Annotated in this window: 22 protein-coding genes and 1 tRNA gene; 17 read left to right on the forward strand and 6 right to left on the reverse strand. The window is 65.4% G+C overall.

Annotation, left to right across the window (positions count from 1 at the left end; translation table 11 throughout):
* Positions 1–78: 78 nt before the first annotated feature.
* On the forward strand, positions 79–1,587 hold the full coding sequence (locus RSW2DRAFT_RS04225) for a malonate--CoA ligase (protein WP_008028382.1): 1,509 nt from the start codon (positions 79–81) through the stop codon (positions 1,585–1,587).
* 56 nt (positions 1,588–1,643) lie between these two features.
* Here the strand turns inward: RSW2DRAFT_RS04225 and RSW2DRAFT_RS04230 are convergent, their stop codons facing one another.
* On the reverse strand, positions 1,644–1,982 hold the full coding sequence (locus RSW2DRAFT_RS04230; RefSeq protein WP_008028383.1) for an ArsR/SmtB family transcription factor: 339 nt from the start codon (positions 1,980–1,982) through the stop codon (positions 1,644–1,646).
* Between the two features lie 229 nt (positions 1,983–2,211).
* Here RSW2DRAFT_RS04230 and RSW2DRAFT_RS04235 point away from each other — a divergent pair, with 229 nt between their 5' ends.
* The 5 genes from RSW2DRAFT_RS04235 to RSW2DRAFT_RS04255 all read left to right on the forward strand — a co-directional run bounded on the left by RSW2DRAFT_RS04235 (position 2,212) and on the right by RSW2DRAFT_RS04255 (position 4,781).
* Entirely contained in the window at positions 2,212–2,556 is a 345-nt protein-coding gene (locus RSW2DRAFT_RS04235) for an AtpZ/AtpI family protein (RefSeq protein ID WP_008028384.1), read from the forward strand.
* Positions 2,557–2,558: 2 nt separating this feature from the next.
* Positions 2,559–3,305, forward strand: a complete 747-nt coding sequence (locus tag RSW2DRAFT_RS04240; protein ID WP_008028387.1) for a F0F1 ATP synthase subunit A — start codon at positions 2,559–2,561, stop codon at positions 3,303–3,305.
* A gap of 55 nt (positions 3,306–3,360) precedes the next feature.
* A complete protein-coding gene (locus RSW2DRAFT_RS04245) occupies positions 3,361–3,597 on the forward strand; it encodes a F0F1 ATP synthase subunit C (protein WP_008028390.1) in 237 nt (78 codons plus the stop codon).
* Positions 3,598–3,669: 72 nt separating this feature from the next.
* Complete coding sequence (locus tag RSW2DRAFT_RS04250) at positions 3,670–4,221, forward strand: F0F1 ATP synthase subunit B' (protein WP_040671584.1); 552 nt, start codon at positions 3,670–3,672, stop codon at positions 4,219–4,221.
* On the forward strand, positions 4,218–4,781 hold the full coding sequence (locus RSW2DRAFT_RS04255; RefSeq protein WP_040671586.1) for a F0F1 ATP synthase subunit B: 564 nt from the start codon (positions 4,218–4,220) through the stop codon (positions 4,779–4,781). The genes RSW2DRAFT_RS04250 and RSW2DRAFT_RS04255 overlap by 4 nt, the downstream gene beginning before the upstream one ends.
* 114 nt (positions 4,782–4,895) lie before the next feature.
* On the opposite strand, the gene RSW2DRAFT_RS04260 is transcribed toward RSW2DRAFT_RS04255, so the two are convergent.
* Both RSW2DRAFT_RS04260 and RSW2DRAFT_RS04265 read right to left on the reverse strand, forming a co-directional pair.
* Complete coding sequence (locus tag RSW2DRAFT_RS04260; protein ID WP_008028397.1) at positions 4,896–5,552, reverse strand: OmpA family protein; 657 nt, start codon at positions 5,550–5,552, stop codon at positions 4,896–4,898.
* 106 nt (positions 5,553–5,658) lie between these two features.
* Entirely contained in the window at positions 5,659–6,516 is an 858-nt protein-coding gene (locus RSW2DRAFT_RS04265) for a methylated-DNA--[protein]-cysteine S-methyltransferase (protein ID WP_008028399.1), read from the reverse strand.
* Positions 6,517–6,618: 102 nt separating this feature from the next.
* Here RSW2DRAFT_RS04265 and nth point away from each other — a divergent pair, with 102 nt between their 5' ends.
* Entirely contained in the window at positions 6,619–7,263 is a 645-nt protein-coding gene (nth, locus tag RSW2DRAFT_RS04270; protein WP_008028401.1) for an endonuclease III, read from the forward strand.
* On the forward strand, positions 7,260–8,249 hold the full coding sequence (locus RSW2DRAFT_RS04275; RefSeq protein ID WP_008028402.1) for an adenosine kinase: 990 nt from the start codon (positions 7,260–7,262) through the stop codon (positions 8,247–8,249). The genes nth and RSW2DRAFT_RS04275 overlap by 4 nt, the downstream gene beginning before the upstream one ends.
* Before the next feature lie 286 nt (positions 8,250–8,535).
* On the opposite strand, the gene RSW2DRAFT_RS04280 is transcribed toward RSW2DRAFT_RS04275, so the two are convergent.
* On the reverse strand, positions 8,536–9,354 hold the full coding sequence (locus tag RSW2DRAFT_RS04280) for a sulfotransferase family protein (RefSeq protein ID WP_008028404.1): 819 nt from the start codon (positions 9,352–9,354) through the stop codon (positions 8,536–8,538).
* A gap of 149 nt (positions 9,355–9,503) precedes the next feature.
* Between RSW2DRAFT_RS04280 and RSW2DRAFT_RS04285 the strand changes: the two genes are divergently transcribed.
* Positions 9,504–11,081 (forward strand): DUF5928 domain-containing protein, encoded by a 1,578-nt coding sequence (locus tag RSW2DRAFT_RS04285; protein WP_008028405.1) that lies wholly within the window; start codon positions 9,504–9,506, stop codon positions 11,079–11,081.
* Between the two features lie 3 nt (positions 11,082–11,084).
* Positions 11,085–11,456: an HIT domain-containing protein gene (locus tag RSW2DRAFT_RS04290; protein WP_008028407.1), complete on the forward strand. Its 372-nt coding sequence runs from the start codon at positions 11,085–11,087 to the stop codon at positions 11,454–11,456.
* Between the two features lies 1 nt (position 11,457).
* Here the strand turns inward: RSW2DRAFT_RS04290 and RSW2DRAFT_RS04295 are convergent, their stop codons facing one another.
* Both RSW2DRAFT_RS04295 and mnmD read right to left on the reverse strand, forming a co-directional pair.
* On the reverse strand, positions 11,458–12,330 hold the full coding sequence (locus RSW2DRAFT_RS04295; RefSeq protein ID WP_008028410.1) for a DMT family transporter: 873 nt from the start codon (positions 12,328–12,330) through the stop codon (positions 11,458–11,460).
* Positions 12,327–13,028: a tRNA (5-methylaminomethyl-2-thiouridine)(34)-methyltransferase MnmD gene (mnmD, locus tag RSW2DRAFT_RS04300; RefSeq protein ID WP_008028411.1), complete on the reverse strand. Its 702-nt coding sequence runs from the start codon at positions 13,026–13,028 to the stop codon at positions 12,327–12,329. Before mnmD ends, RSW2DRAFT_RS04295 begins: the two co-directional genes overlap by 4 nt.
* An 84-nt stretch (positions 13,029–13,112) precedes the next feature.
* On the opposite strand from mnmD, the gene RSW2DRAFT_RS04305 reads away from it, so the two are divergent.
* The 7 genes from RSW2DRAFT_RS04305 (at position 13,113) to RSW2DRAFT_RS04335 (ending at position 17,790) form a co-directional block, all read left to right on the forward strand.
* Positions 13,113–14,165 (forward strand): NAD(P)/FAD-dependent oxidoreductase, encoded by a 1,053-nt coding sequence (locus RSW2DRAFT_RS04305; RefSeq protein ID WP_008028413.1) that lies wholly within the window; start codon positions 13,113–13,115, stop codon positions 14,163–14,165.
* A 126-nt stretch (positions 14,166–14,291) separates the two neighbouring features.
* Positions 14,292–14,510: a translation initiation factor IF-1 gene (gene infA / locus RSW2DRAFT_RS04310; RefSeq protein WP_008028414.1), complete on the forward strand. Its 219-nt coding sequence runs from the start codon at positions 14,292–14,294 to the stop codon at positions 14,508–14,510.
* Positions 14,511–15,089 carry a Maf family protein gene (locus RSW2DRAFT_RS04315; protein ID WP_008028416.1) on the forward strand — a complete coding sequence of 193 codons (579 nt, stop codon included), beginning with the start codon at positions 14,511–14,513 and terminating at the stop codon, positions 15,087–15,089. It abuts the gene before it with no gap.
* Positions 15,086–16,129, forward strand: coding sequence for a ribonuclease E/G (locus tag RSW2DRAFT_RS04320; RefSeq protein ID WP_008028418.1), 1,044 nt, complete (start codon positions 15,086–15,088; stop codon positions 16,127–16,129). Before RSW2DRAFT_RS04315 ends, RSW2DRAFT_RS04320 begins: the two co-directional genes overlap by 4 nt.
* Positions 16,126–16,302, forward strand: coding sequence for a DNA gyrase inhibitor YacG (locus tag RSW2DRAFT_RS04325; protein WP_008028420.1), 177 nt, complete (start codon positions 16,126–16,128; stop codon positions 16,300–16,302). Before RSW2DRAFT_RS04320 ends, RSW2DRAFT_RS04325 begins: the two co-directional genes overlap by 4 nt.
* A 108-nt stretch (positions 16,303–16,410) precedes the next feature.
* Positions 16,411–16,486 (forward strand) — tRNA-Phe (locus RSW2DRAFT_RS04330).
* Between the two features lie 404 nt (positions 16,487–16,890).
* On the forward strand, positions 16,891–17,790 hold the full coding sequence (locus RSW2DRAFT_RS04335) for a UTP--glucose-1-phosphate uridylyltransferase (RefSeq protein WP_008028422.1): 900 nt from the start codon (positions 16,891–16,893) through the stop codon (positions 17,788–17,790).
* Position 17,791: the final 1 nt, after the last annotated feature.

Raw genomic sequence — 17,791 nt, forward strand, 5'->3', positions numbered from 1 at the left:
GTTTCCCTTCCTGTGGCGAGGGTGCTTGAGCCTGCCGCCCGGCCCGTGCCAAATGGCGGCAGTTGCAAGGAGCCTGCCATGGCCAATCCGCTGTACGACGCGCTGTTCGCCCCGCTGGAAGGGCGGCAAACCGATTTCCTGATCCTGGCCGATGGGCGGCGGATCAGCGGTGACGCCTTTCTGGCGCTGGTTGCCCGCACCGCCCATGCACTGCGGGCCGCCGGGCTGGGGCAGGGCGACCGCATCGCCGTTCAGGTGGCCAAATCACCCGAGGCTTTGGCGGTTTACGGCGCTGCGGTGGCGCTGGGGGCGGTGTTCCTGCCGCTGAACACCGCCTATCAGACGGAAGAACTGGAGTATTTCATCGGCAACGCCACGCCGCGGATTTTCCTTTGTGATGGTGGCAAGGCGACGGCGCTGGCGCCGATCTGTGCTGACCACGGCGCGCACCTGCTGACGCTGAACGCCGATGGCAGTGGCAGTCTGGCCGATCTGGCGGCAGGGCAGCCCGGAGCGATCACGCCGGTGGACCGGGAAGCCGGTGATCTGGCGGCGCTGCTTTATACCTCGGGCACCACAGGGCGTTCCAAGGGTGCGATGCTGACCCAGCGCAACCTGTTGTCCAACGCCGAAGTGCTGGCCGACCTCTGGCGCTTTACCGACCGTGACGTGCTGCTGCACGCCTTGCCGATCTTTCACAGCCACGGGCTGTTTGTCGCCTGCAACGTCAGCCTGCTGGCCGGGGGGGCGATGATCTTCCTGCCGGGGTTCGATCTGGAGGCGGTGCTGCGGTTGCTGCCGCAGGCGACGGCGATGATGGGGGTGCCGACGTTTTACACCCGGCTGCTGGACGATGCGCGGTTCGACCGTGGCTTGGCGGCCCACATGCGGCTGTTCGTTTCAGGCTCGGCGCCGCTGCTGGCGGAAACCCATGCGAGTTTTGCGGCCCGCTCTGGCCACCGGATTCTGGAACGCTATGGCATGACGGAAACCAACATGAACACCTCGAACCCCTACGAAGGCGACCGGCGGGCGGGGACGGTGGGGTTGCCGCTGCCGGGGGTGGAGGCGCGGATCATGGCCGAGGGGGTCGAGGTGCCGCCCGGCGAGGTGGGCGTGATCGAGGTGCGCGGGCCCAACGTGTTTCAGGGCTATTGGCAGATGCCGGAAAAGACCGCCGAGGAGTTGCGCGCCGATGGCTGGTTCATCACCGGCGATCTGGGGGTGGTGGATGCCGAGGGCTATGTGCAGATCGTCGGGCGGCAGAAGGATCTGGTGATCTCGGGTGGGTTCAACGTCTATCCGAAGGAAGTCGAACTGGTGCTGGACGAGGTGCCGGGGGTGCTGGAATCGGCGGTGATCGGGGTGCCGCATCCCGACTTCGGCGAAGCGGTGTTCGCCGTGCTGGTGCCGCGGCCGGGGGTGGTTTTGCAGGTGGACGCGGTGCTGGCGGCGATCGAGGCCCGGCTGGCGCGGTTCAAGCAGCCGAAGGCGGCGGTGGTGCTGGCGGAGTTGCCGCGCAATGCCATGGGCAAGGTGCAGAAGGCGCAGTTGCGGGCGGAATATGGCGGGTGGTTCTTGCGGTGAAGGGCGGGGGCTCTGCCCCCGCACCCCCGGGATATTTGGGCAAAGGTGAAGGGGGGTCAGGGCGTTCCTTCGTTGTCGCCCAGTTCGGCTTCCAGGAAGCGTTCGAAATCGTCGAGGTCCACCGGCTCGAACTGGCCGAAGCCCTGCATCCAGACCGAGGCGGCGCGCAGGGCATCGGGCTCCAGCTTGCACCATTTCACCCGGCCGCGCTTTTCCTGGGCGATCAGCCCGGCCTCGGCCAGCACCATCAGATGCTTGGAAATGGCGGCAAGCGACATCGCGAAGGGTTCGGCCACGTCGGTCACCGCCATGTCGTCTTCCAAGAGCATGGTCAGGATCGCCCGGCGGGTCGGGTCGGACAGGGCGGCGAAAGTGGCGTCCAGCTTGGGGTTCATGGCAAGGATGTAGCGCCGGGGCGGCGGGATCGTCAACCGGATGGTTGAATGACGCCGATTGCCGAAAAGCGCCGGATGCTTCGGAAAACGGCGGCGAACAGGCCGGGCGGCGGATCGGAAATCAGCGATTTTTCATGGGGTTATGGCCTAATCCCCAAGCCGCATCCTTGCTTGACTCGGATGCTGCACCTGCGTAGGTTCCGCCCGACTGTCGAAGGGATGTTTTGCCATGGCACCAGACCCCGACCCGGACCGGCTGCGCGCGCTTGAGGCTCGGCTGGCGAAGGTGCAGGGGGCGCCGGAAGTGAAGCAGTCCGAGACGGGCAAGGCATTCTCGCAGGGCGAGCTGGCCTGGCGGATGGTGATCGAGCTGGTGTCCGGCGTGTTGCTGGGTCTCTTGATCGGCTACGGGTTGGACACGCTGTTCGGCACGCTGCCCGTCTTCCTGGCGATCTTCGCGCTGTTCGGGTTTGCGGCCGGGGTGAAAACCATGCTGGGCACCGCCCGCAAGATGGCCGCGGATCAGGCGGAAAGTTTCAAGGCGGGGCAACCCGACCACACTGAGGGAAGTTGACGATGGCGGCGGAAGCGGAAAGCGCACTTCAGATCCACCCGATGGACCAGTTCGTGGTTCATCCGATGTTCGGTGCCACCGAGATCCATTGGTACACCATCACCAACGTGACGGTCTGGATGGGTCTGGCGATCCTGGGGATCATCGCGCTGATGGTGCTGGGCACCCGCCGCCGCGCGATCATCCCGTCGCGCACCCAGTCGATTGCCGAACTGGCCTACGGCTTTGTTTACAAGATGATCGAGGATGTGACCGGCCATGACGGGGTGAAATACTTCCCCTACATCATGACGCTGTTCCTGTTCATCGTGTTCTCGAACTTCCTGGGCCTGATCCCGATGTCATTTGCCACCACCTCGCATATCGCGGTGACGGCGATCCTGGCGCTGCTGGTGTTCTGCACCGTGACCATTCTGGGCTTTGTGAAGAACGGCCCGGGCTTCCTGGGGCTGTTCTGGGTGTCTGCCGCCCCGCTGGCGCTGCGGCCGGTGCTGGCGGTGATCGAGGTGATCTCCTACTTCGTGCGCCCGCTCAGCCATTCCATTCGTCTTGTCGGCAACATCATGGCTGGCCACGCGGTGATCAAGGTGTTCGCGGGCTTTGCCGCCGTTGCCCTGATCTCGCCGCTGTCGATCCTGGCGATCACCGCCATGTATGGCATGGAGGTGCTGGTGTCGTTCATCCAGGCCTATGTCTTTACCATTCTGACCTGCGTCTATCTGCGCGATGCGCTGCATCCGCACCACTGAGGCGCCGGTTTCCTACCCACAATCAACCAATTCCAAAACCTGAGGAGTGACGAACATGGAAGGCGATATCGTTCAAATGGGGGCCTACATCGGCGCTGGTCTGGCTTGTACCGGCATGGGTGGCGCTGCCATCGGTGTGGGCAACGTGGCTGGCAACTTCCTGTCGGGAGCCCTGCGCAACCCGTCGGCCGCCCCCGGCCAGACCGCCATGCTGTTCATCGGCATCGCGTTCGCGGAAGCCTTCGGGATCTTCTCGTTCCTGGTTGCTCTGCTGCTGATGTTCGCCGTCTGACCCTGAGAACCAATGCTTGTGGCCGGTGGGGATGCCCTCCGGCCGGGTTTCCGAGGGACGTGAGGGAAAGACATGGCGACTGAAGCAGCGCAAGAAGCAGCGGCAGGCGCGGCTGGCCACGGTGGTGGCGAGGCCGTGGGCATGCCGCAGCTTGATTTTTCGACCTGGGCCAACCAGATTTTCTGGCTGGTTGTCACATTGGTCGTGATCTACCTCGTGCTGACGCGCGTGGCGCTGCCCCGGATCGGGGCGGTGCTGGCCGAGCGTAACGGCACGATCACCAACGACCTTGCGGCGGCCGAAGAGCTGAAGAAAAAGGCCGTGGCGGCGGAAAAATCCTATCAGGAAGCCCTGACCAATGCCCGGGCAGAGGCCGCCAAGATCGTGGCCGCCGCCAAGGCCGACATCCAGAAGGATCTGGATGCCGCGATCACCCGCGCAGATGCCGAAATTGCTGCGAAGGCGGCTGAATCGGAAAAGTCGATTTCCGAGATCCGGGCCGGCGCAGTGCAAAGCGTGACCGAAGTGGCGCAGGATACCGCGCGCGAGATCGTGGCGGCGCTGGGCGGCAAAGCGGATGTCCGCGCCGTGACGGCTGCGGTTTCGGCACGGCTGAAAGGATGAGGGCGATGAAAAAACTCAGCGTTCTGGCTGCGTTGGCGGCTACGCCTGCCGCGGCCTCGACCGGTCTGGAATTTTCGCTGCACAACACCAACTTCGTGGTGCTGGTGGGCTTCCTGATCTTCCTGGCGGCGCTGGTCTATTTCAAGGTGCCGGGGATTCTGGGCGGCTTGCTGGACAAGCGGGCGGTGCAGATCAAGTCCGACCTTGAAGAGGCGCGGGCGCTGCGCGACGAGGCCAAGGAGATTCTGGCCTCTTACGAGCGCAAGCAGCGCGAAGTGCAGGCGCAATCGGATCGCATCGTCGCCTCGGCCCGCGAAGAGGCGGTTGCGGCAGCGACGCAGGCCAAGGCCGATCTGGCCGAAGCCATTGCGCGCAGGCTGGCGGCGGCAGAGGACCGCATCACCTCGGCGGAAACCGCAGCGGTGCGCGAAGTGCGCGAGCGGGCGATTGCCGTGGCGATTGCCGCGGCGGGCGATCTGTTGACCAAACAGATGACGGCGGATGCGGCGGCAGCCTCGATCGACGCGGCCATCGTGCAGGTCGAAGCCAAGCTGCACTGAGCTTGGCCACATAGTTTGCGAAAGAACCCGGCCCTTGCGCCGGGTTTTTTCTTTTGCAGCGCCCATGAAAAAGGCGGCAGACCCGCAGGCCTGCCGCCGATCCTTGCGCCGGTCTTAGCGGTTGGACGGGTGAATGATGATCTCGACCCGGCGGTTCTGCGCCCGGCCATTCACCGTCTGGTTCGAAGCGATCGGCTGATCCTCGCCGCGGCCATAGGCCGAAATGCGGCCGCCCGGTACACCACCGTTGCGCAGCACTGCGGCAACCGCCCGCGCCCGCCGTTCCGAAAGGTCCTGGTTGTAGGCGGCAGAGCCGGAATCATCGGTGTGGCCCACCACTTCGATGGTGCTGTCAGGATAGTCCAGCAGGTTGTTCGACACCGCCCGCAGGTCGGCTTGCAGATCGGGGCGCAGGTTGGCGCTGTCCAGCGCAAACAGGATATCCTGCGGCATCGTCACCACCAGGCTGTTGCCAGTGTTGGTGACCATGGTGCTGTTGCTCATCTGGCTGCGCAGATCGGCGGCCTGCTGATCCAGCGTATTGCCGATGGCACCGCCGACCAGGCCCCCAAGCGTGGCGCCAAGCAGGGCGTTGCCAAACCGGTTGCGGCCATGCTGGGTGGCCCCCAGAGTGCCACCGATCAGGGCACCCGCAACGGCGCCGTTCCGAGTGCGCGCCTGCGGGTCATCGGGATACTTGTTGGGGTCAACGCAAGCCGTCAGGGCCAGAAGGCCGATGCTGCCAACGATAAGCGGGGTCTTGGAAATCATCTCTGCGCCTCATGCTTGGGGGCCCGTTGGTCGGGCTCATGCCGCGTTATACCAGCACGTCCAGCCTGCGGAAAGAGTGGCGCTTGTCTGCGCAAGTTTCCGCCAATCACGTTCCGGTGTTGGCATCTGCTGCCGAATCCGCCCGCGCGGCCTCCCAGGCCAGCATGGCGCGCTTGACCGGCAGCCCCCAGTGATAGCCGCCCAAGCCGCCGGATTTGCGCAGTGCCCGGTGGCAGGGGATCAGCCAGCTGATCGGATTGCGCCCCACCGCCGTGCCCACCGCCCGCATCGCATTGGGGTGGCCGACCGCGCCGGCAATCTGCGAGTAGGTGCTGACATGCCCCGAGGGGATGCGCAGCAGCGCCTCCCAGACCTTGATCTGAAACGGCGCGCCGATCAGGTGCAGCCGGGTGTCGCCCCCGGCGAAAGCCTGTGTCACCAGCGGTGCGATGGTGGCCGCATCCTCGACATAAGTGGCTCCCGGCCAGCGGCCCTGCATGTCGGCCAGCGCCGCGTCCAGCCCACATTCCTCGGTGAAGGCCAGCCCGCACAGCCCGCGGTCGGTGGCCATCGCCAAGGCCTGCCCGAACGGCGAGGCAAACAGCCCCCAGCGGATCACCAGCCCGGCGCCACCACGGGCATAATCGCCGGGACTCATCGCCTCCCAGCGCAGGAACAGATCGTGCAGCCGCCCGCCGCCCGACAGCCCGGTGGCAAGGGCGGTATCCAGCACGGTGAAGCGGTCTGCCAGCAGGCGGCGGGCGTGATCAAGGCTGAGGTATTGCTGATACCGCTTGGGCGAGACGCCGACCCATTGCGAAAACAGCCGCTGGAAATGCGCGGGGCTCATGTCCATCTTTGCGGCCAGTTCCTCCAGCGTCAGGCCGGGGCCTGCGGCGTCGATCAGCGCCAGCGCGCGGGCGATCACGGCGTAATGATAGGCGGGGCGGGTGTCGTCGGGCATGAGCGGCCTCCTTTGGGGCAGGATAGGCCAGCGGCTGCGGCCAAGCGACCCGAAACTTGCGGCATCGCTTGCGGGGCGCCTGCGGTTTTGGCATAGGGGGCCATGGCGCAGCAGCTTGACTATCAGACCCTCCAGCAGATTTTCAGCCGGTTTCAGGCGCTTGAGCCGGAGCCTGTGGGCGAGCTTTTCCACACCAACGCCTATACCCTGCTGGTGGCCGTGGTGCTTTCGGCGCAGGCCACCGATGTGGGGGTGAACAAGGCGACAAGGCCGCTGTTCGCCACTGTGGACACGCCTCAGGCAATGCTGGCGCTCGGGCTCGACGGGCTGACCGAGGCGATCAAGACCATCGGCCTTTACCGCCAGAAGGCGCAGAACGTCATGCGCCTCAGCCAGATTCTGGTAGATGACTATGGCGGACAGGTGCCCTCCAGCCGTGCCGCCCTGCAATCGCTGCCGGGGGTGGGGCGAAAGACCGCCAATGTGGTGCTGAACATCTGGTGGCATATCCCGGCGCAGGCGGTCGATACCCATATCTTCCGGCTGGGCAACCGCACCGGCATCTGCCCGGGCCGCGATGTGGCGGCTGTGGAGCGCGCCATCGAGGACCATTTGCCCGCCGAATTCCAGCAGCACGCGCATCACTGGCTTATCCTGCATGGCCGGTATATCTGCACCGCACGCAACCCCAGATGCGGCATCTGCCCGATCCGCGATCTGTGCCCATTCGAGGACAAGACGATATGAAGAAGTTTCAGGTGGTCGGCATCGGCAATGCGATGGTTGATGTGCTGGCCCATGCCGACGACGCCTTTCTGGCGGAAAACGGCATCGGCAAGGGCATCATGCAGTTGATCGACATGCCGCGCGCCGTGGCGCTTTACGACCGGATCGGCCCGGCCGAGGAGGTCTCGGGCGGCTCGGCGGCCAATACCATCGCCGGGGTGGCGCATCTGGGTGGCCGCACCGCTTATGTCGGCAAGGTCAAGGACGACCAGTTGGGCCGGATCTTCGCGCATGATCTGCGCGCGCAGGGCGCGGTTTACGAAACGCCGATGGCGACCGGCGACGCGCAGGAAACCGGGCGCTGCATCGTGCTGGTGACCGGCGATGGCGAGCGGTCGATGAACACCTACCTCGGTTGGTCGGAGTTTCTGACCCCGGCCGATATCTTTGACGAACAGATGGCCGAGGCCGAATGGATTTACCTGGAAGGCTACCGCTTTGACGGCCCGGCCAGCCACGAGGCCTTTGCCAAGGCGATCCGCGCCTGCCGTGGTGCCGGGGGGCGGGTGTCGCTGACCCTGTCGGACCCGTTCTGCGTCGAACGCCACCGCGACGCCTTCCGCCGGATGATCGTGCAGGACGTGGACCTGTTGTTCGCCAACCGCGCCGAGATCCTGTCGATGTATCAGACCGAGGATTTCAACGCAGCCCTTGCCGCCGCCGCGGCCGAGGTCGCGATCGTGGCCTGCACCGATGGCGCGAACGGCGCGCATATCCTGTCGGGCGGCGAGGTCTGGCATGTGCCGGCGATCCCGACGCAGATCGTCGATGCCACCGGCGCGGGCGACCTCTTCGCCGGCGCCTTCCTCTGGGGCATCACCCATGGCCATGACTTGCCGACCGCCGGCCGCATGGGCTGCATCGCCGCCTCCGAGGTGATCAGCCACATCGGCGCCCGCCCCGAGGCGGATTTGCAGGCATTGTTTGCCCGGCACGGCGCTTTGTAAGGCAGGGGGGGCTTCGCGCCCCCCTCCGTTCCGGGCTGCGCCCGAAACGCCCCCCGCGGGATATTTTCACAGAGAAGAAGCTGGAAGCGGAAGTCCAGCGCCCCGACGGGGGATTTCTCCAGCCGCGGGGCGCCTTCTCCTCTGACGGTCATCGGCTTCCCGGCCTGTACCGTTAGAGCAGGATTGCAGAGCAGGGTTAACGAATCTCTTAGATCGGGCTTCTTCTCTGTCTAAATATCCCACGGGGGGTCCGGGGGTGTGAAACCCCCCGGCCTTGGCCAGAAGATCAGTCGCCCAGCTTGGCGTGCACCTCGTCAAGGTCCACCTCTCCCAGCGGCATCTTGTTGGCGGGATTGTCGAAATCGTATTTGAACAACTGGAAATCGCGCTTGTAGATTTCCCAGACCAGATGCCGCGACAGGTCGTCGAAATAGTCCTCGACCGGGTGCAGGCGCTTGGGCCCATGGCCTTCGCTTTCGTTGAACTTGGGGATCTTCTTCAGGTTCACCTTGTGCTTAGTCTTGATGGCGTTCAGCACCACCTGCATCCCCTCGTCGAACTTCTCGGTAAAGAAGATCTGGTCGTAGCGCCCGCCGTTGGCGATGAAGGTCGAGACATGGCCCGACATCGCCGACCAGTGGATGTCCGGCTCCATCGGCTTTTTCCAGCGGATGGTGTCGCGGGTGAACAAAAGAAACCGCCGGAAACTGGCGATCTGGTCGAACTCGGCGCGGCCATCTTCGCCGCCGACCTCGATGCCGTATTTCTGCGTCAGCAGCGGCACCAGATTGCCGCGATAGCGTTTGCCGTTGCGCTGGATGCCGCAGATCTTGTCGAAGAACGACGACAGGACGCGGGTGTAGGGGTTGCGCACGCAGGTGAAGGCATAGGACTTGTGGCCCTTGACGTTCTTCTCGATCTTCGCCTGACTGGCCTCGATCGCCCATTTGTGCATGCCCGCCGTTGCGTCGTGGATGTCACCATCGAAGAACACGCCGTGATCGGAATAGAACATGATCTGGCCGATGGTCGAGCAGGCGCATTTCGGCACCACGCGGTAAACCACGCTTTCGCTTTCCGTCATCCAGGTGCCGGGAAACCCCATGAAAAACCGCCTCCAACCGTTTCTTGGCCGCCAACGCAGCGCGCTGCCGAACATTACGCCACAAAAAGCAAACAAACTCTGTCTTTTCAATGGTTGATAAAGCTATTTAAGGAAACAATGACTCGCTGAGGGTGCCAAGAGTTTCCACAATGGCAAAAATCGCCTACATCCTGCTTTGCCACAAGGACCCGGAGGGCATCATCGCGCAGGCCGAACGGCTGACGGCGGCGGGCGATTTCATTGCCATCCACTTCGATGCCAACGCCAGACGCGAGGATTACGACCGCATCCGCGAGGCGCTGGACGGCAACCGCGCGGTGGCCTTCGCCGCCCGGCGGGTGAAATGCGGCTGGGGCGAATGGAGCCTGGTCGAGGCCACCTTGCAGGCGGTAACGGCGGCCGAGGCGGCGTTTCCGCGCGCCACGCATTTCTACATGCTGTCGGGCGACTGCATGCCGATCAAGACCGCCGAATACGCCCATGCCTTTCTGGACCGCGACGACGTGGATTACATCGAAAGCTTCGATTTCTTCCAGTCGGACTGGATCAAGACCGGCATCAAGGCCGAGCGGCTGATTTACCGCCACTTCTTCAACGAGCGCAGCCACAAATGGGCGTTCTACACCTCGATGAAGCTGCAGGACCGCTTTGGTTTGACGCGCAAGATTCCCGCCGACTTGCAGATTCAGATCGGCAGCCAGTGGTGGTGCCTGCGGCGGCGCACCATGGAATGGCTGCTGGATTTCATCAAGCGGCGCGGCGATGTGATGCGGTTCTTCCGCACCACCTGGATCCCCGACGAGACGTTTTTCCAGACCCTGGTGCGGCATCTGGTGCCCGAACACGAGATCCGCACCCGCACGCTGACCTTCCTGATGTTCACCGATTACGGCATGCCGGTGAATTTCTACAACGACCAGTATGACCTGCTGACCAGCCAGGATTACCTGTTCGCCCGCAAGGTCTCGCCTGACGCCAAGGCGCTGAAAGACCGGCTGGGCAAGCTTTATGCCGCCACCGGCGTGTCCTTCCCGATCTCGAACGAGGGGCGCAGCCTGTTCAAGTTCCTGTCGGGGCGCGGCCGGGTCGGGCGGCGGTTCGCGCCGCGGTTCTGGGAGACCGAGGCCAGCCTGGGCCGCGAGCGCACGCTGCTGATCGTGGTCTGCAAGAAATGGCACATCGCCAAGCGGCTGGTCGAGCGTATTCGCCAGGTCACCGGTCTGCCTGCGGTGGACTATCTGTTCAACGAAGCCAACACCGCGCTGCCCGATCTGGGCGGCATCCAGACCACGCTGGAAAAGCGCACGCGGCACCGGCGGGCGCTGGTGCGGATGCTGTTCGACTATTGGCAGACCGATCAGCTGGTGATCTGCATCGACCCGGCCAATGTCGATCTGATGCAGGATTTCTACTCCGACCGTTCCAACACCCGGCTGCTGGAGGTGGAGTGCGATTTCACCGACGACTATCTGATCGGCCATGCCCGCCGCGTTGGTCTGGCGGGGGATCGTACCCCGCCCGAGACCATCGACAAGCTGCTGCCGACCATCCGTTACGATGTGCGCTTTGAATCCGACCGTATCCGCGACGCCGATTTCGCCGGGTTCCAGCGCATCCGCCAATCGGTGCCGCCGCAGGAAAACATCGTGCCTCTGGCGGCATTTCTTGGTATTTCGGCAGACAAGGCACGCGAGATTGCCGAGACCGACTATCTGTTTGTGGATTGAGCCATGGCCTATACCTACGACCCGCAGAACATCTTTGCCCGTATCCTGCGCGGCGAGATTCCGAACAAGACCGTGCTGGAAAGCAAGCACAGCCTGTCATTTCACGACATTCACCCGCAGGCGCCTTTGCATGTTCTGCTGATTCCCAAGGGTCCATATGTCAATTTCGATCATTTCGCCGCCGAAGCCTCGGCCGACGAGATCGTCGATTTCCACCGCACCGCCGCGGCGGTCTGCGCCCTGCTGGGGGTAACAGGACCGGACGGCTACCGTGCCATCACCAATGCCGGCGCGCATGGCATGCAGGACGTGCCGCATTACCATCTGCACATCCTGGGCGGACGGGTGCTGGGGCGGCTGGTCGAGCCGGTCTGACTCAGGTCGCCGCGGCAACGCGTTGGCGCCACAGGGTGAACAGGCTGGCCGCGACCACCACGGCGGCACCGATCACCATGTTGGGGGCCAGCGTCTCGTCGAACAGGCTGATGCCGAGGATCGCGACGAACACCAGTTGCAGATAGGCAAAGGGCTGGATGGCCGAGGCTTCTGCCACCTCCAGCGCCTTGATCAGGCACCAGTGGCCGGCAGCGGCCAGGCAGCACAACGCCGCCATCCAGCCCCAGTCGGCGCCGGTCATCGGTTCCCAGAACCAGACGCCGACGCAGGTCATCGCAAGCGCGCCGACCATGCCGGTCCAGAAAAAACTGACCGAGGCCGCGTCGCCCCGCGCCACATAGCGGGTGAGAAGGCCGTAAAGCGCGAACAGCAACGCCGCCAGCAAGGGCATCAAGGCCCAGGGCGAGAATACCGCATAGCCCGGTTGCAGGATGATCAGCACGCCGAGGAAGCCGACGCCGATCGCCGTCCAGCGCCGCCAGCCGACCTTTTCGCCCAGCACCGGGCCGGACAGGGCGGCGACCAGCAAGGGGTAACAGGTGAAGACCGCGTGGCTGGGCACCAGCCCCAGATGCACGAAACCCAGCACCATGACGCAGACCTCGACCACCAGCAGCAGCCCGCGCAAGCTTTGCAGCAGCGGGTAATGCGAGCGGATGGCGCGGCGCAGGCCACCCGGCGCACGGGCGGCCAGCAGCATCACGAAGGCGGCAAAGAACCAGAAGCGGATCATCACCACCATATAGACGTTGTATTCGCCCGCCAGATGCCGCGACACGCCGTCCTGCACCGCGAAGATGGCCGAGGTCAGCACCATCAGCCCGATGCCGAGGCGGGTGTTCTGGCCGGTCATGCGCTGCGCACTCCGACCGACATGTGGCGTTTGGCGCCGTGGCCGGGGATGCGTTGCACGGCAAAGCCCGCCGATTGCAGGGCGCGGCGCACATGGCCTGCGGCGGTGTAGGTGGCGAAGCTGCCACCGGGGGCGGTGTGGCGGGCGACCTCAGCCAGTAGGGTGTCGGACCACAGCTCGGGGTTTTTGGCGGGGGAAAAGCCGTCCAGATACCAGGCATCGGCGCGGCCTTGCCAGGTGGGCAGGGTCTCGCGGGCGTCGCCCAGAATGATCTCGGCCTCGATGCCGTCCAGCGCCAACAGAGTCTGCCCCGCGCCCCATTGGGCAAGAAAGGGTGCGGCGACGGCCTCGGCCTTCGGGAAATGCGCCAGCGCGCGGGCGATATCGGGGGCGGCCAGCGGGTAGGCCTCGAACGAGGTATAGCGCAGGGTGCCGGGCTGACCGCTGGCCTGCCACGCCAGCAGCGTTGCCAGCAGGTTCAGCCCGGTGCCAAAGCCCAGTTCTGCGATGTGAAAGCCATCACGCAGCCGCGCAGGCAGGCCGTTGCCGGCCAGAAACACATGCCGGGTTTCGGCCAGCCCGTCATTGCGCGAGAAATACGGATCATCGAACCGGGTCGAGACCGGCACGCCGTCGTCACGCCAGTCCAATGTGCCGCACTGGTCTGCCGGGGGGATATGGCTTAGGCCTTGATGCATGGGCGCAGATTGGCCAAGCCGGGGGGGAATGGCAACGCCGTATCCGCCCGCAAACGATGGTTCAGTGCGATTCGGAGGGATGACATGGGCAAGCGCAAGGCGGCACCGGATGTGACGGTGATGGGCGGCGGCATCTTCGGGCTGGCCTGTGCCTGGGCCTGCCTGAAGCGCGGCGCCCGGGTGCGGCTGATCGAGACAGTGGGGATCGGTGCAGGCTCCAGCGGCGGGCTGGTGGGGGCGCTGTCGCCGCATGTGCCCGAGGCGTGGAACGACAAGAAGGCGTTCCAGCTGGACAGCCTGCTGATGGCGGAAAGCTGGTGGGCCGAGGTGACGGCGCAATCCGGCGTGGGCAGCGGCTATGCGCGGCTGGGGCGGTTGCAGCCGCTGGCCGATGCGCAGGCGGTGGCGCTGGCGCAGCGGCGGGCGGAGACGGCGGCAGAGCTGTGGCAGGGCCGCGCCACCTGGCGGGTGATCGAAGCGGGCGGGTCGGACTGGCAGCCGCCCAGTGCCTCGGGCTGGCTGGTCGAGGATACGCTGACCGCGCGGATGGCGCCACGGCGGGCCGGGGCGGCGCTGCTGGCGGCGATCAAGGCCAAGGGCGGCGAGGTGATCATCGGCGAGGGCGAGGCGCGGGGGGCGGTGATCTGGGCCACCGGTTTTGCCGGGCTGGCCGAGTTGTCGGCAGACCTGGGGCGCGCGGTGGGTGGGGCGGTGAAGGGGCAGTCGCTGGCCCTCGCCCATGACGCGCGCAATTGCCCGCAGATCTTCATCGACGGCTTGCATATCGTGCCGCACGAGGATGGCACCGTGGCGATCGGCTCGACCAGCGAAAGGGTTTGGGATGACCCGGTCAGCACCGATGCGCAGCTTGAGGCGCTGCTGGCCCGGGCGATCGCGGCCTGCCCGCAACTGGCCGACGCACCGGTGCTGACGCGCTGGGCGGGCTTGCGGCCACGCGCCCATTCGCGCGCGCCGATGCTGGGGGAATGGCCGGGGCGGCCGGGGCAATATGTGGCCAACGGTGGCTTCAAGATCGGTTTCGGCATGGCACCCAAGGTGGCCGAGGTGATGGCCGATCTGCTGCTGGAGGGGCGCGACGGCATCCCCGAAGGCTTCCGGGTAGAGGCCAGCTACTAGGCGCAGGCGGCTGATTTGCGGCCTCTGGCGGGTGGTTCTGGCATTTTCCCCTTGAAAAACAGCCAAACCCGGCGCAATGAACCGCCGATGCCTGCGACCAGCGGGCGATTCCCTATTGGAGTGACCATGGCCAAAGAAGAACTGCTCGAATTCCCCGGTGTCGTGAAGGAACTGCTGCCCAACGCGACATTCAAGGTCGAGCTCGACAATGGCCATGAGTTGATCGCCGTGATGGCGGGCAAGATGCGCAAGAACCGGATCCGGGTGCTGGCGGGCGACAAGGTTCAGGTCGAGATGACCCCCTACGATCTGTCCAAGGGCCGCATCAACTATCGCTTCAAGTAAGTGCGGCTGATCCTCGGCTCTGCCAGTCCGCGCCGCCGCGAGTTGCTGGCCCAGCTTGGTGTCACGCCTGACGCCATCGTGCATCCCGACATCAACGAAGACCCGCATCGCGCCGAACTGCCGCGGCCCTATGCGCTGCGCGTGGCGCGGGAAAAGGCGCTGGCGGTGCAGGCTGACGCCGATGACATCGTGCTCTGTGCCGATACCACCGTGGCTTTGGGGCGGCGTATCCTCGGCAAGCCTGCCGACGCGGGCGAGGCGGCGGCGTTTCTGCTGGCGCTTGGCGGACGGCGGCATCAGGTGATCACCGCGCTGGCGTTGCGGCGCGGCGACAAGCTGTGGTGCCGCGACGTGGTGTCGGTGGTGCGGATGAAGCGGCTGTCGGATGCCGAGTTGAACGCCTATCTCGACAGCGGCGAATGGCAGGGCAAGGCCGGCGGCTATGGTATTCAGGGGCTGGCCGGCGCCTTCATCCCGTGGATTTCCGGCTCGTTCAGCGCCGTCATGGGCCTGCCGGTGGCCGAAACCGCGGCGATGCTGGTGACCGCGGGCTACCCATTGTATCGGAGAGACGCATGAAAGGCCGTGTTGTGGCGCTGGATCTGATGAACGGGCGCCCGGCGGCGGCGCTGATCGTCGATGGCCAGTTGCAGGATTTCCTGATCGACCCGGCGGAGGATGAACCGCTGCCCGGTGCAATCTTCCGCGCCGTGGTGGACCGCCCGATCAAGGGCCAGGGCGGGGTGTTCGTGAAGCTTCCCGGCGGTCTCAGCGGCTTTCTGCGGCAGGTTTCCGGCCTTGCCCCCGGCCAGCGGGTGCTGGTGCAGGTCTCGGGCACCACCGAACCCGGCAAGGCGCTTCCCGTCACCACGCGGCTGTTGTTCAAAAGCCGTCTGGCGATCGTGACGCCGGGCGCGTCGGGCCGCAACATCTCGCGCCGTATCCATGATGAAGACACCCGCGCCGGGCTGGCCGAACTGGCCGAAGCCGCGATGCAGGGCGCGGACCCGACGCTGGGGCTGATCCTGCGGTCGGCCTGCGACGGGGCCGAGGCCGACGAGATCGCGGACGACATCACCGCGATGCGCGATCTGGCGCAGGCGGTGCTGGCCGATCTGGAGGGCGGGCCGGAACTGCTGGTCGAAGGCCCGCTGGCGCAGGAAATCGCCTGGCGCGACTGGTCCGACCCCGCGCCCGACGAGGTGGCCGACGCGCCGGGTGCCTTTGCCGCGCATGGTGTGGCCGAGATGGTCGATGCATTGCTGGTGCCGCAAGTGGCGCTGCCCGGCGGTGGCCACATGATGCTGGAGCCGACCCGCGCCCTGCTGGCGGTCGATGTGAACACCGGCCCCGACACCTCGCCCGCAGCCTCCCTGAAGGCCAATATCGCCGCCGCGCGTGACCTGCCGCGACAGTTGCGGCTGCGCGGGCTTGGCGGTCAGGTGGTGGTGGATTTCGCGCCGATGTCGAAGAAAGACCGTGCCGTGCTGGACCAGGTGCTGCGCGCCGCCTTCAAGGGCGAGGCGGCGGAAACCAGTCTGGCGGGCTGGACGCCGCTGGGGCTTTACGAGCTGGTGCGCAAGCGCGACCGGGTGCCGCTGGCCGAGGCGGTGCGATGACCTGCCCGATCTGCGCCAAGCCTACCGACCCGAAATACCGCCCGTTCTGCTCGCGCCGCTGCGCCGATGTCGATCTGGGGCGCTGGCTGGCAGGCAGCTACGTCATCCCCGCCGAGGCTGCGGAGGACGATGACCAATCCTCCGATTCCAACCCCGATACGCCGCTGCACTAGCTTTGGTCAAAAGCCCCGGCACCGGAAAATTTCGCCAAAATCCACTGGACAGCCCCGCCGCCCTCGCATAATACCGCTCCACCCGAACGGCCTGCCGTTCGACAGCGTGCCCAGATAGCTCAGTTGGTAGAGCAGCGGATTGAAAATCCGCGTGTCGGCGGTTCAATTCCGTCTCTGGGCACCACTAAACACTCCGAAACATTATGATTTTCATTTGCTTCGTGCGTCGAGCCGAGCAACGATCCCACCGTGGGCTTCATCTGGGCCACATTCGGCGCGCCAGGCCAAAGGTGCCAAGGCGCATGGCGATCTGCTGCTGGTGATAGAAGGCGTGGCAGATGCCACCGTTTGCTGGACCCGCGTCCGGCAACGGCTTTGGGCATTGCTCGCTGACCTACGTTAAGGCCAGCCAATATCGAAAAGCGTAATTTCAAAAAGCTGCGGTGCTGCCCCCGATTCCACCCCGCAAGGCTGTGACCCCATCCGAAAAGCCAATGCTGCATCTGGATCCGCATCGCGGATGTTGGGTGATCTGGCTGCGGCACCGCGCGTCGGTCTGCGCAGATTTACAGACAGGAGACTGCTGCCATGCATATTCGATCCATCCTCATCCCGGCGGCGGGCCTGGGAACGCGGCTGCTGCCCGCCACCAAATCGGTGCCGAAAGAGCTGTTGAACATCTATGACCGCCCGGTGCTGCAATTTGCCATCGACGAGGCGATCGCGGCGGGGGTCGAGCGGGTGGTGGTGGTGATCCACCCCGACAAGCTGGCGATCCGTGACTATCTGCGACCCGCCGACGCCTTGCTGCGCAGCCTGAATGCCGGGGGCAAGGCCGAGCTTGGCGCCCGGCTGGCCGCCGTGCAGGTGCCGGACACGCTGGAACTGGTGTTCGCCTTCCAGAACCATCCGGCGGGGCTTGGCCATGCGATTTCCTGCGGCGCCGGGCTGGTGTTGCCGGGGCCGGTCGGGGTGATCCTGCCCGATGACGTGATCCTGGGCGCGCCCTGCATTGCGGAAATGGCCGAGGCCTATCGCGGCGGTCACATGGTGGCGGCGATGACCGTGACGGCGGCCGAGGCGCGCAGCTATGGCATGTTCCGGCTGCTGGGGGCCACGGGCGGGCGCAGCATCGCGGTGTCCGGCATGGTGGAAAAGCCAAAGCCCGGCACCGAGCCGTCGCTGCTTGCGGCGGTGGGGCGCTATATCCTTGATCCGTCGATCTTTTCGACGCTGGAGGCCACCGGGCGCGGCGTGGGCGCCGAGATCCAGTTGACCGACGCCATCGCGCAGGACGCCTGCCGCCTGCCGCTGACCGCCTTCCGGTTCTCGGGCCAGCGCTATGACTGCGGCAGTTATGACGGGCTGCTGGCGGCGGCACAGGCACGGCAGCGCGAGGTGAAGCAACACCGCAACGGCCATGCGGCACCGCCGGGAACCGAAGGGCGGATGGGCCGTTGCTTCGGCAAGGCCAACGCCGCGCGATGAC

It is taken from the genome of Rhodobacter ferrooxidans (genome assembly GCF_000176015.1).
Lineage (GTDB): Bacteria > Pseudomonadota > Alphaproteobacteria > Rhodobacterales > Rhodobacteraceae > Pseudorhodobacter_B > Pseudorhodobacter_B ferrooxidans.

What these genes read in the sequence shown, in the direction of transcription:
- RSW2DRAFT_RS04240 (WP_008028387.1), top strand. Translation starts at nt 2,559, where the DNA reads ATGGCGGCGGAAGCGGAAAGCGCACTTCAGATCCACCCGATGGACCAG.
- RSW2DRAFT_RS04320 (WP_008028418.1), top strand. Translation starts at nt 15,086, where the DNA reads ATGAAAGGCCGTGTTGTGGCGCTGGATCTGATGAACGGGCGCCCGGCG.
- RSW2DRAFT_RS04280 (WP_008028404.1), bottom strand. Translation starts at nt 9,354, where the DNA reads ATGGGGTTTCCCGGCACCTGGATGACGGAAAGCGAAAGCGTGGTTTAC.
- RSW2DRAFT_RS04290 (WP_008028407.1), top strand. Translation starts at nt 11,085, where the DNA reads ATGGCCTATACCTACGACCCGCAGAACATCTTTGCCCGTATCCTGCGC.
- RSW2DRAFT_RS04255 (WP_040671586.1), top strand. Translation starts at nt 4,218, where the DNA reads ATGAGGGCGATGAAAAAACTCAGCGTTCTGGCTGCGTTGGCGGCTACG.
- nth (WP_008028401.1), top strand. Translation starts at nt 6,619, where the DNA reads ATGGCGCAGCAGCTTGACTATCAGACCCTCCAGCAGATTTTCAGCCGG.
- RSW2DRAFT_RS04335 (WP_008028422.1), top strand. Translation starts at nt 16,891, where the DNA reads ATGCATATTCGATCCATCCTCATCCCGGCGGCGGGCCTGGGAACGCGG.
- mnmD (WP_008028411.1), bottom strand. Translation starts at nt 13,028, where the DNA reads ATGCATCAAGGCCTAAGCCATATCCCCCCGGCAGACCAGTGCGGCACA.
- RSW2DRAFT_RS04245 (WP_008028390.1), top strand. Translation starts at nt 3,361, where the DNA reads ATGGAAGGCGATATCGTTCAAATGGGGGCCTACATCGGCGCTGGTCTG.
- RSW2DRAFT_RS04305 (WP_008028413.1), top strand. Translation starts at nt 13,113, where the DNA reads ATGGGCAAGCGCAAGGCGGCACCGGATGTGACGGTGATGGGCGGCGGC.
- RSW2DRAFT_RS04250 (WP_040671584.1), top strand. Translation starts at nt 3,670, where the DNA reads ATGGCGACTGAAGCAGCGCAAGAAGCAGCGGCAGGCGCGGCTGGCCAC.
- RSW2DRAFT_RS04285 (WP_008028405.1), top strand. Translation starts at nt 9,504, where the DNA reads ATGGCAAAAATCGCCTACATCCTGCTTTGCCACAAGGACCCGGAGGGC.
- RSW2DRAFT_RS04225 (WP_008028382.1), top strand. Translation starts at nt 79, where the DNA reads ATGGCCAATCCGCTGTACGACGCGCTGTTCGCCCCGCTGGAAGGGCGG.
- RSW2DRAFT_RS04265 (WP_008028399.1), bottom strand. Translation starts at nt 6,516, where the DNA reads ATGCCCGACGACACCCGCCCCGCCTATCATTACGCCGTGATCGCCCGC.
- infA (WP_008028414.1), top strand. Translation starts at nt 14,292, where the DNA reads ATGGCCAAAGAAGAACTGCTCGAATTCCCCGGTGTCGTGAAGGAACTG.
- RSW2DRAFT_RS04275 (WP_008028402.1), top strand. Translation starts at nt 7,260, where the DNA reads ATGAAGAAGTTTCAGGTGGTCGGCATCGGCAATGCGATGGTTGATGTG.
- RSW2DRAFT_RS04260 (WP_008028397.1), bottom strand. Translation starts at nt 5,552, where the DNA reads ATGATTTCCAAGACCCCGCTTATCGTTGGCAGCATCGGCCTTCTGGCC.
- RSW2DRAFT_RS04325 (WP_008028420.1), top strand. Translation starts at nt 16,126, where the DNA reads ATGACCTGCCCGATCTGCGCCAAGCCTACCGACCCGAAATACCGCCCG.
- RSW2DRAFT_RS04295 (WP_008028410.1), bottom strand. Translation starts at nt 12,330, where the DNA reads ATGACCGGCCAGAACACCCGCCTCGGCATCGGGCTGATGGTGCTGACC.
- RSW2DRAFT_RS04230 (WP_008028383.1), bottom strand. Translation starts at nt 1,982, where the DNA reads ATGAACCCCAAGCTGGACGCCACTTTCGCCGCCCTGTCCGACCCGACC.
- RSW2DRAFT_RS04235 (WP_008028384.1), top strand. Translation starts at nt 2,212, where the DNA reads ATGGCACCAGACCCCGACCCGGACCGGCTGCGCGCGCTTGAGGCTCGG.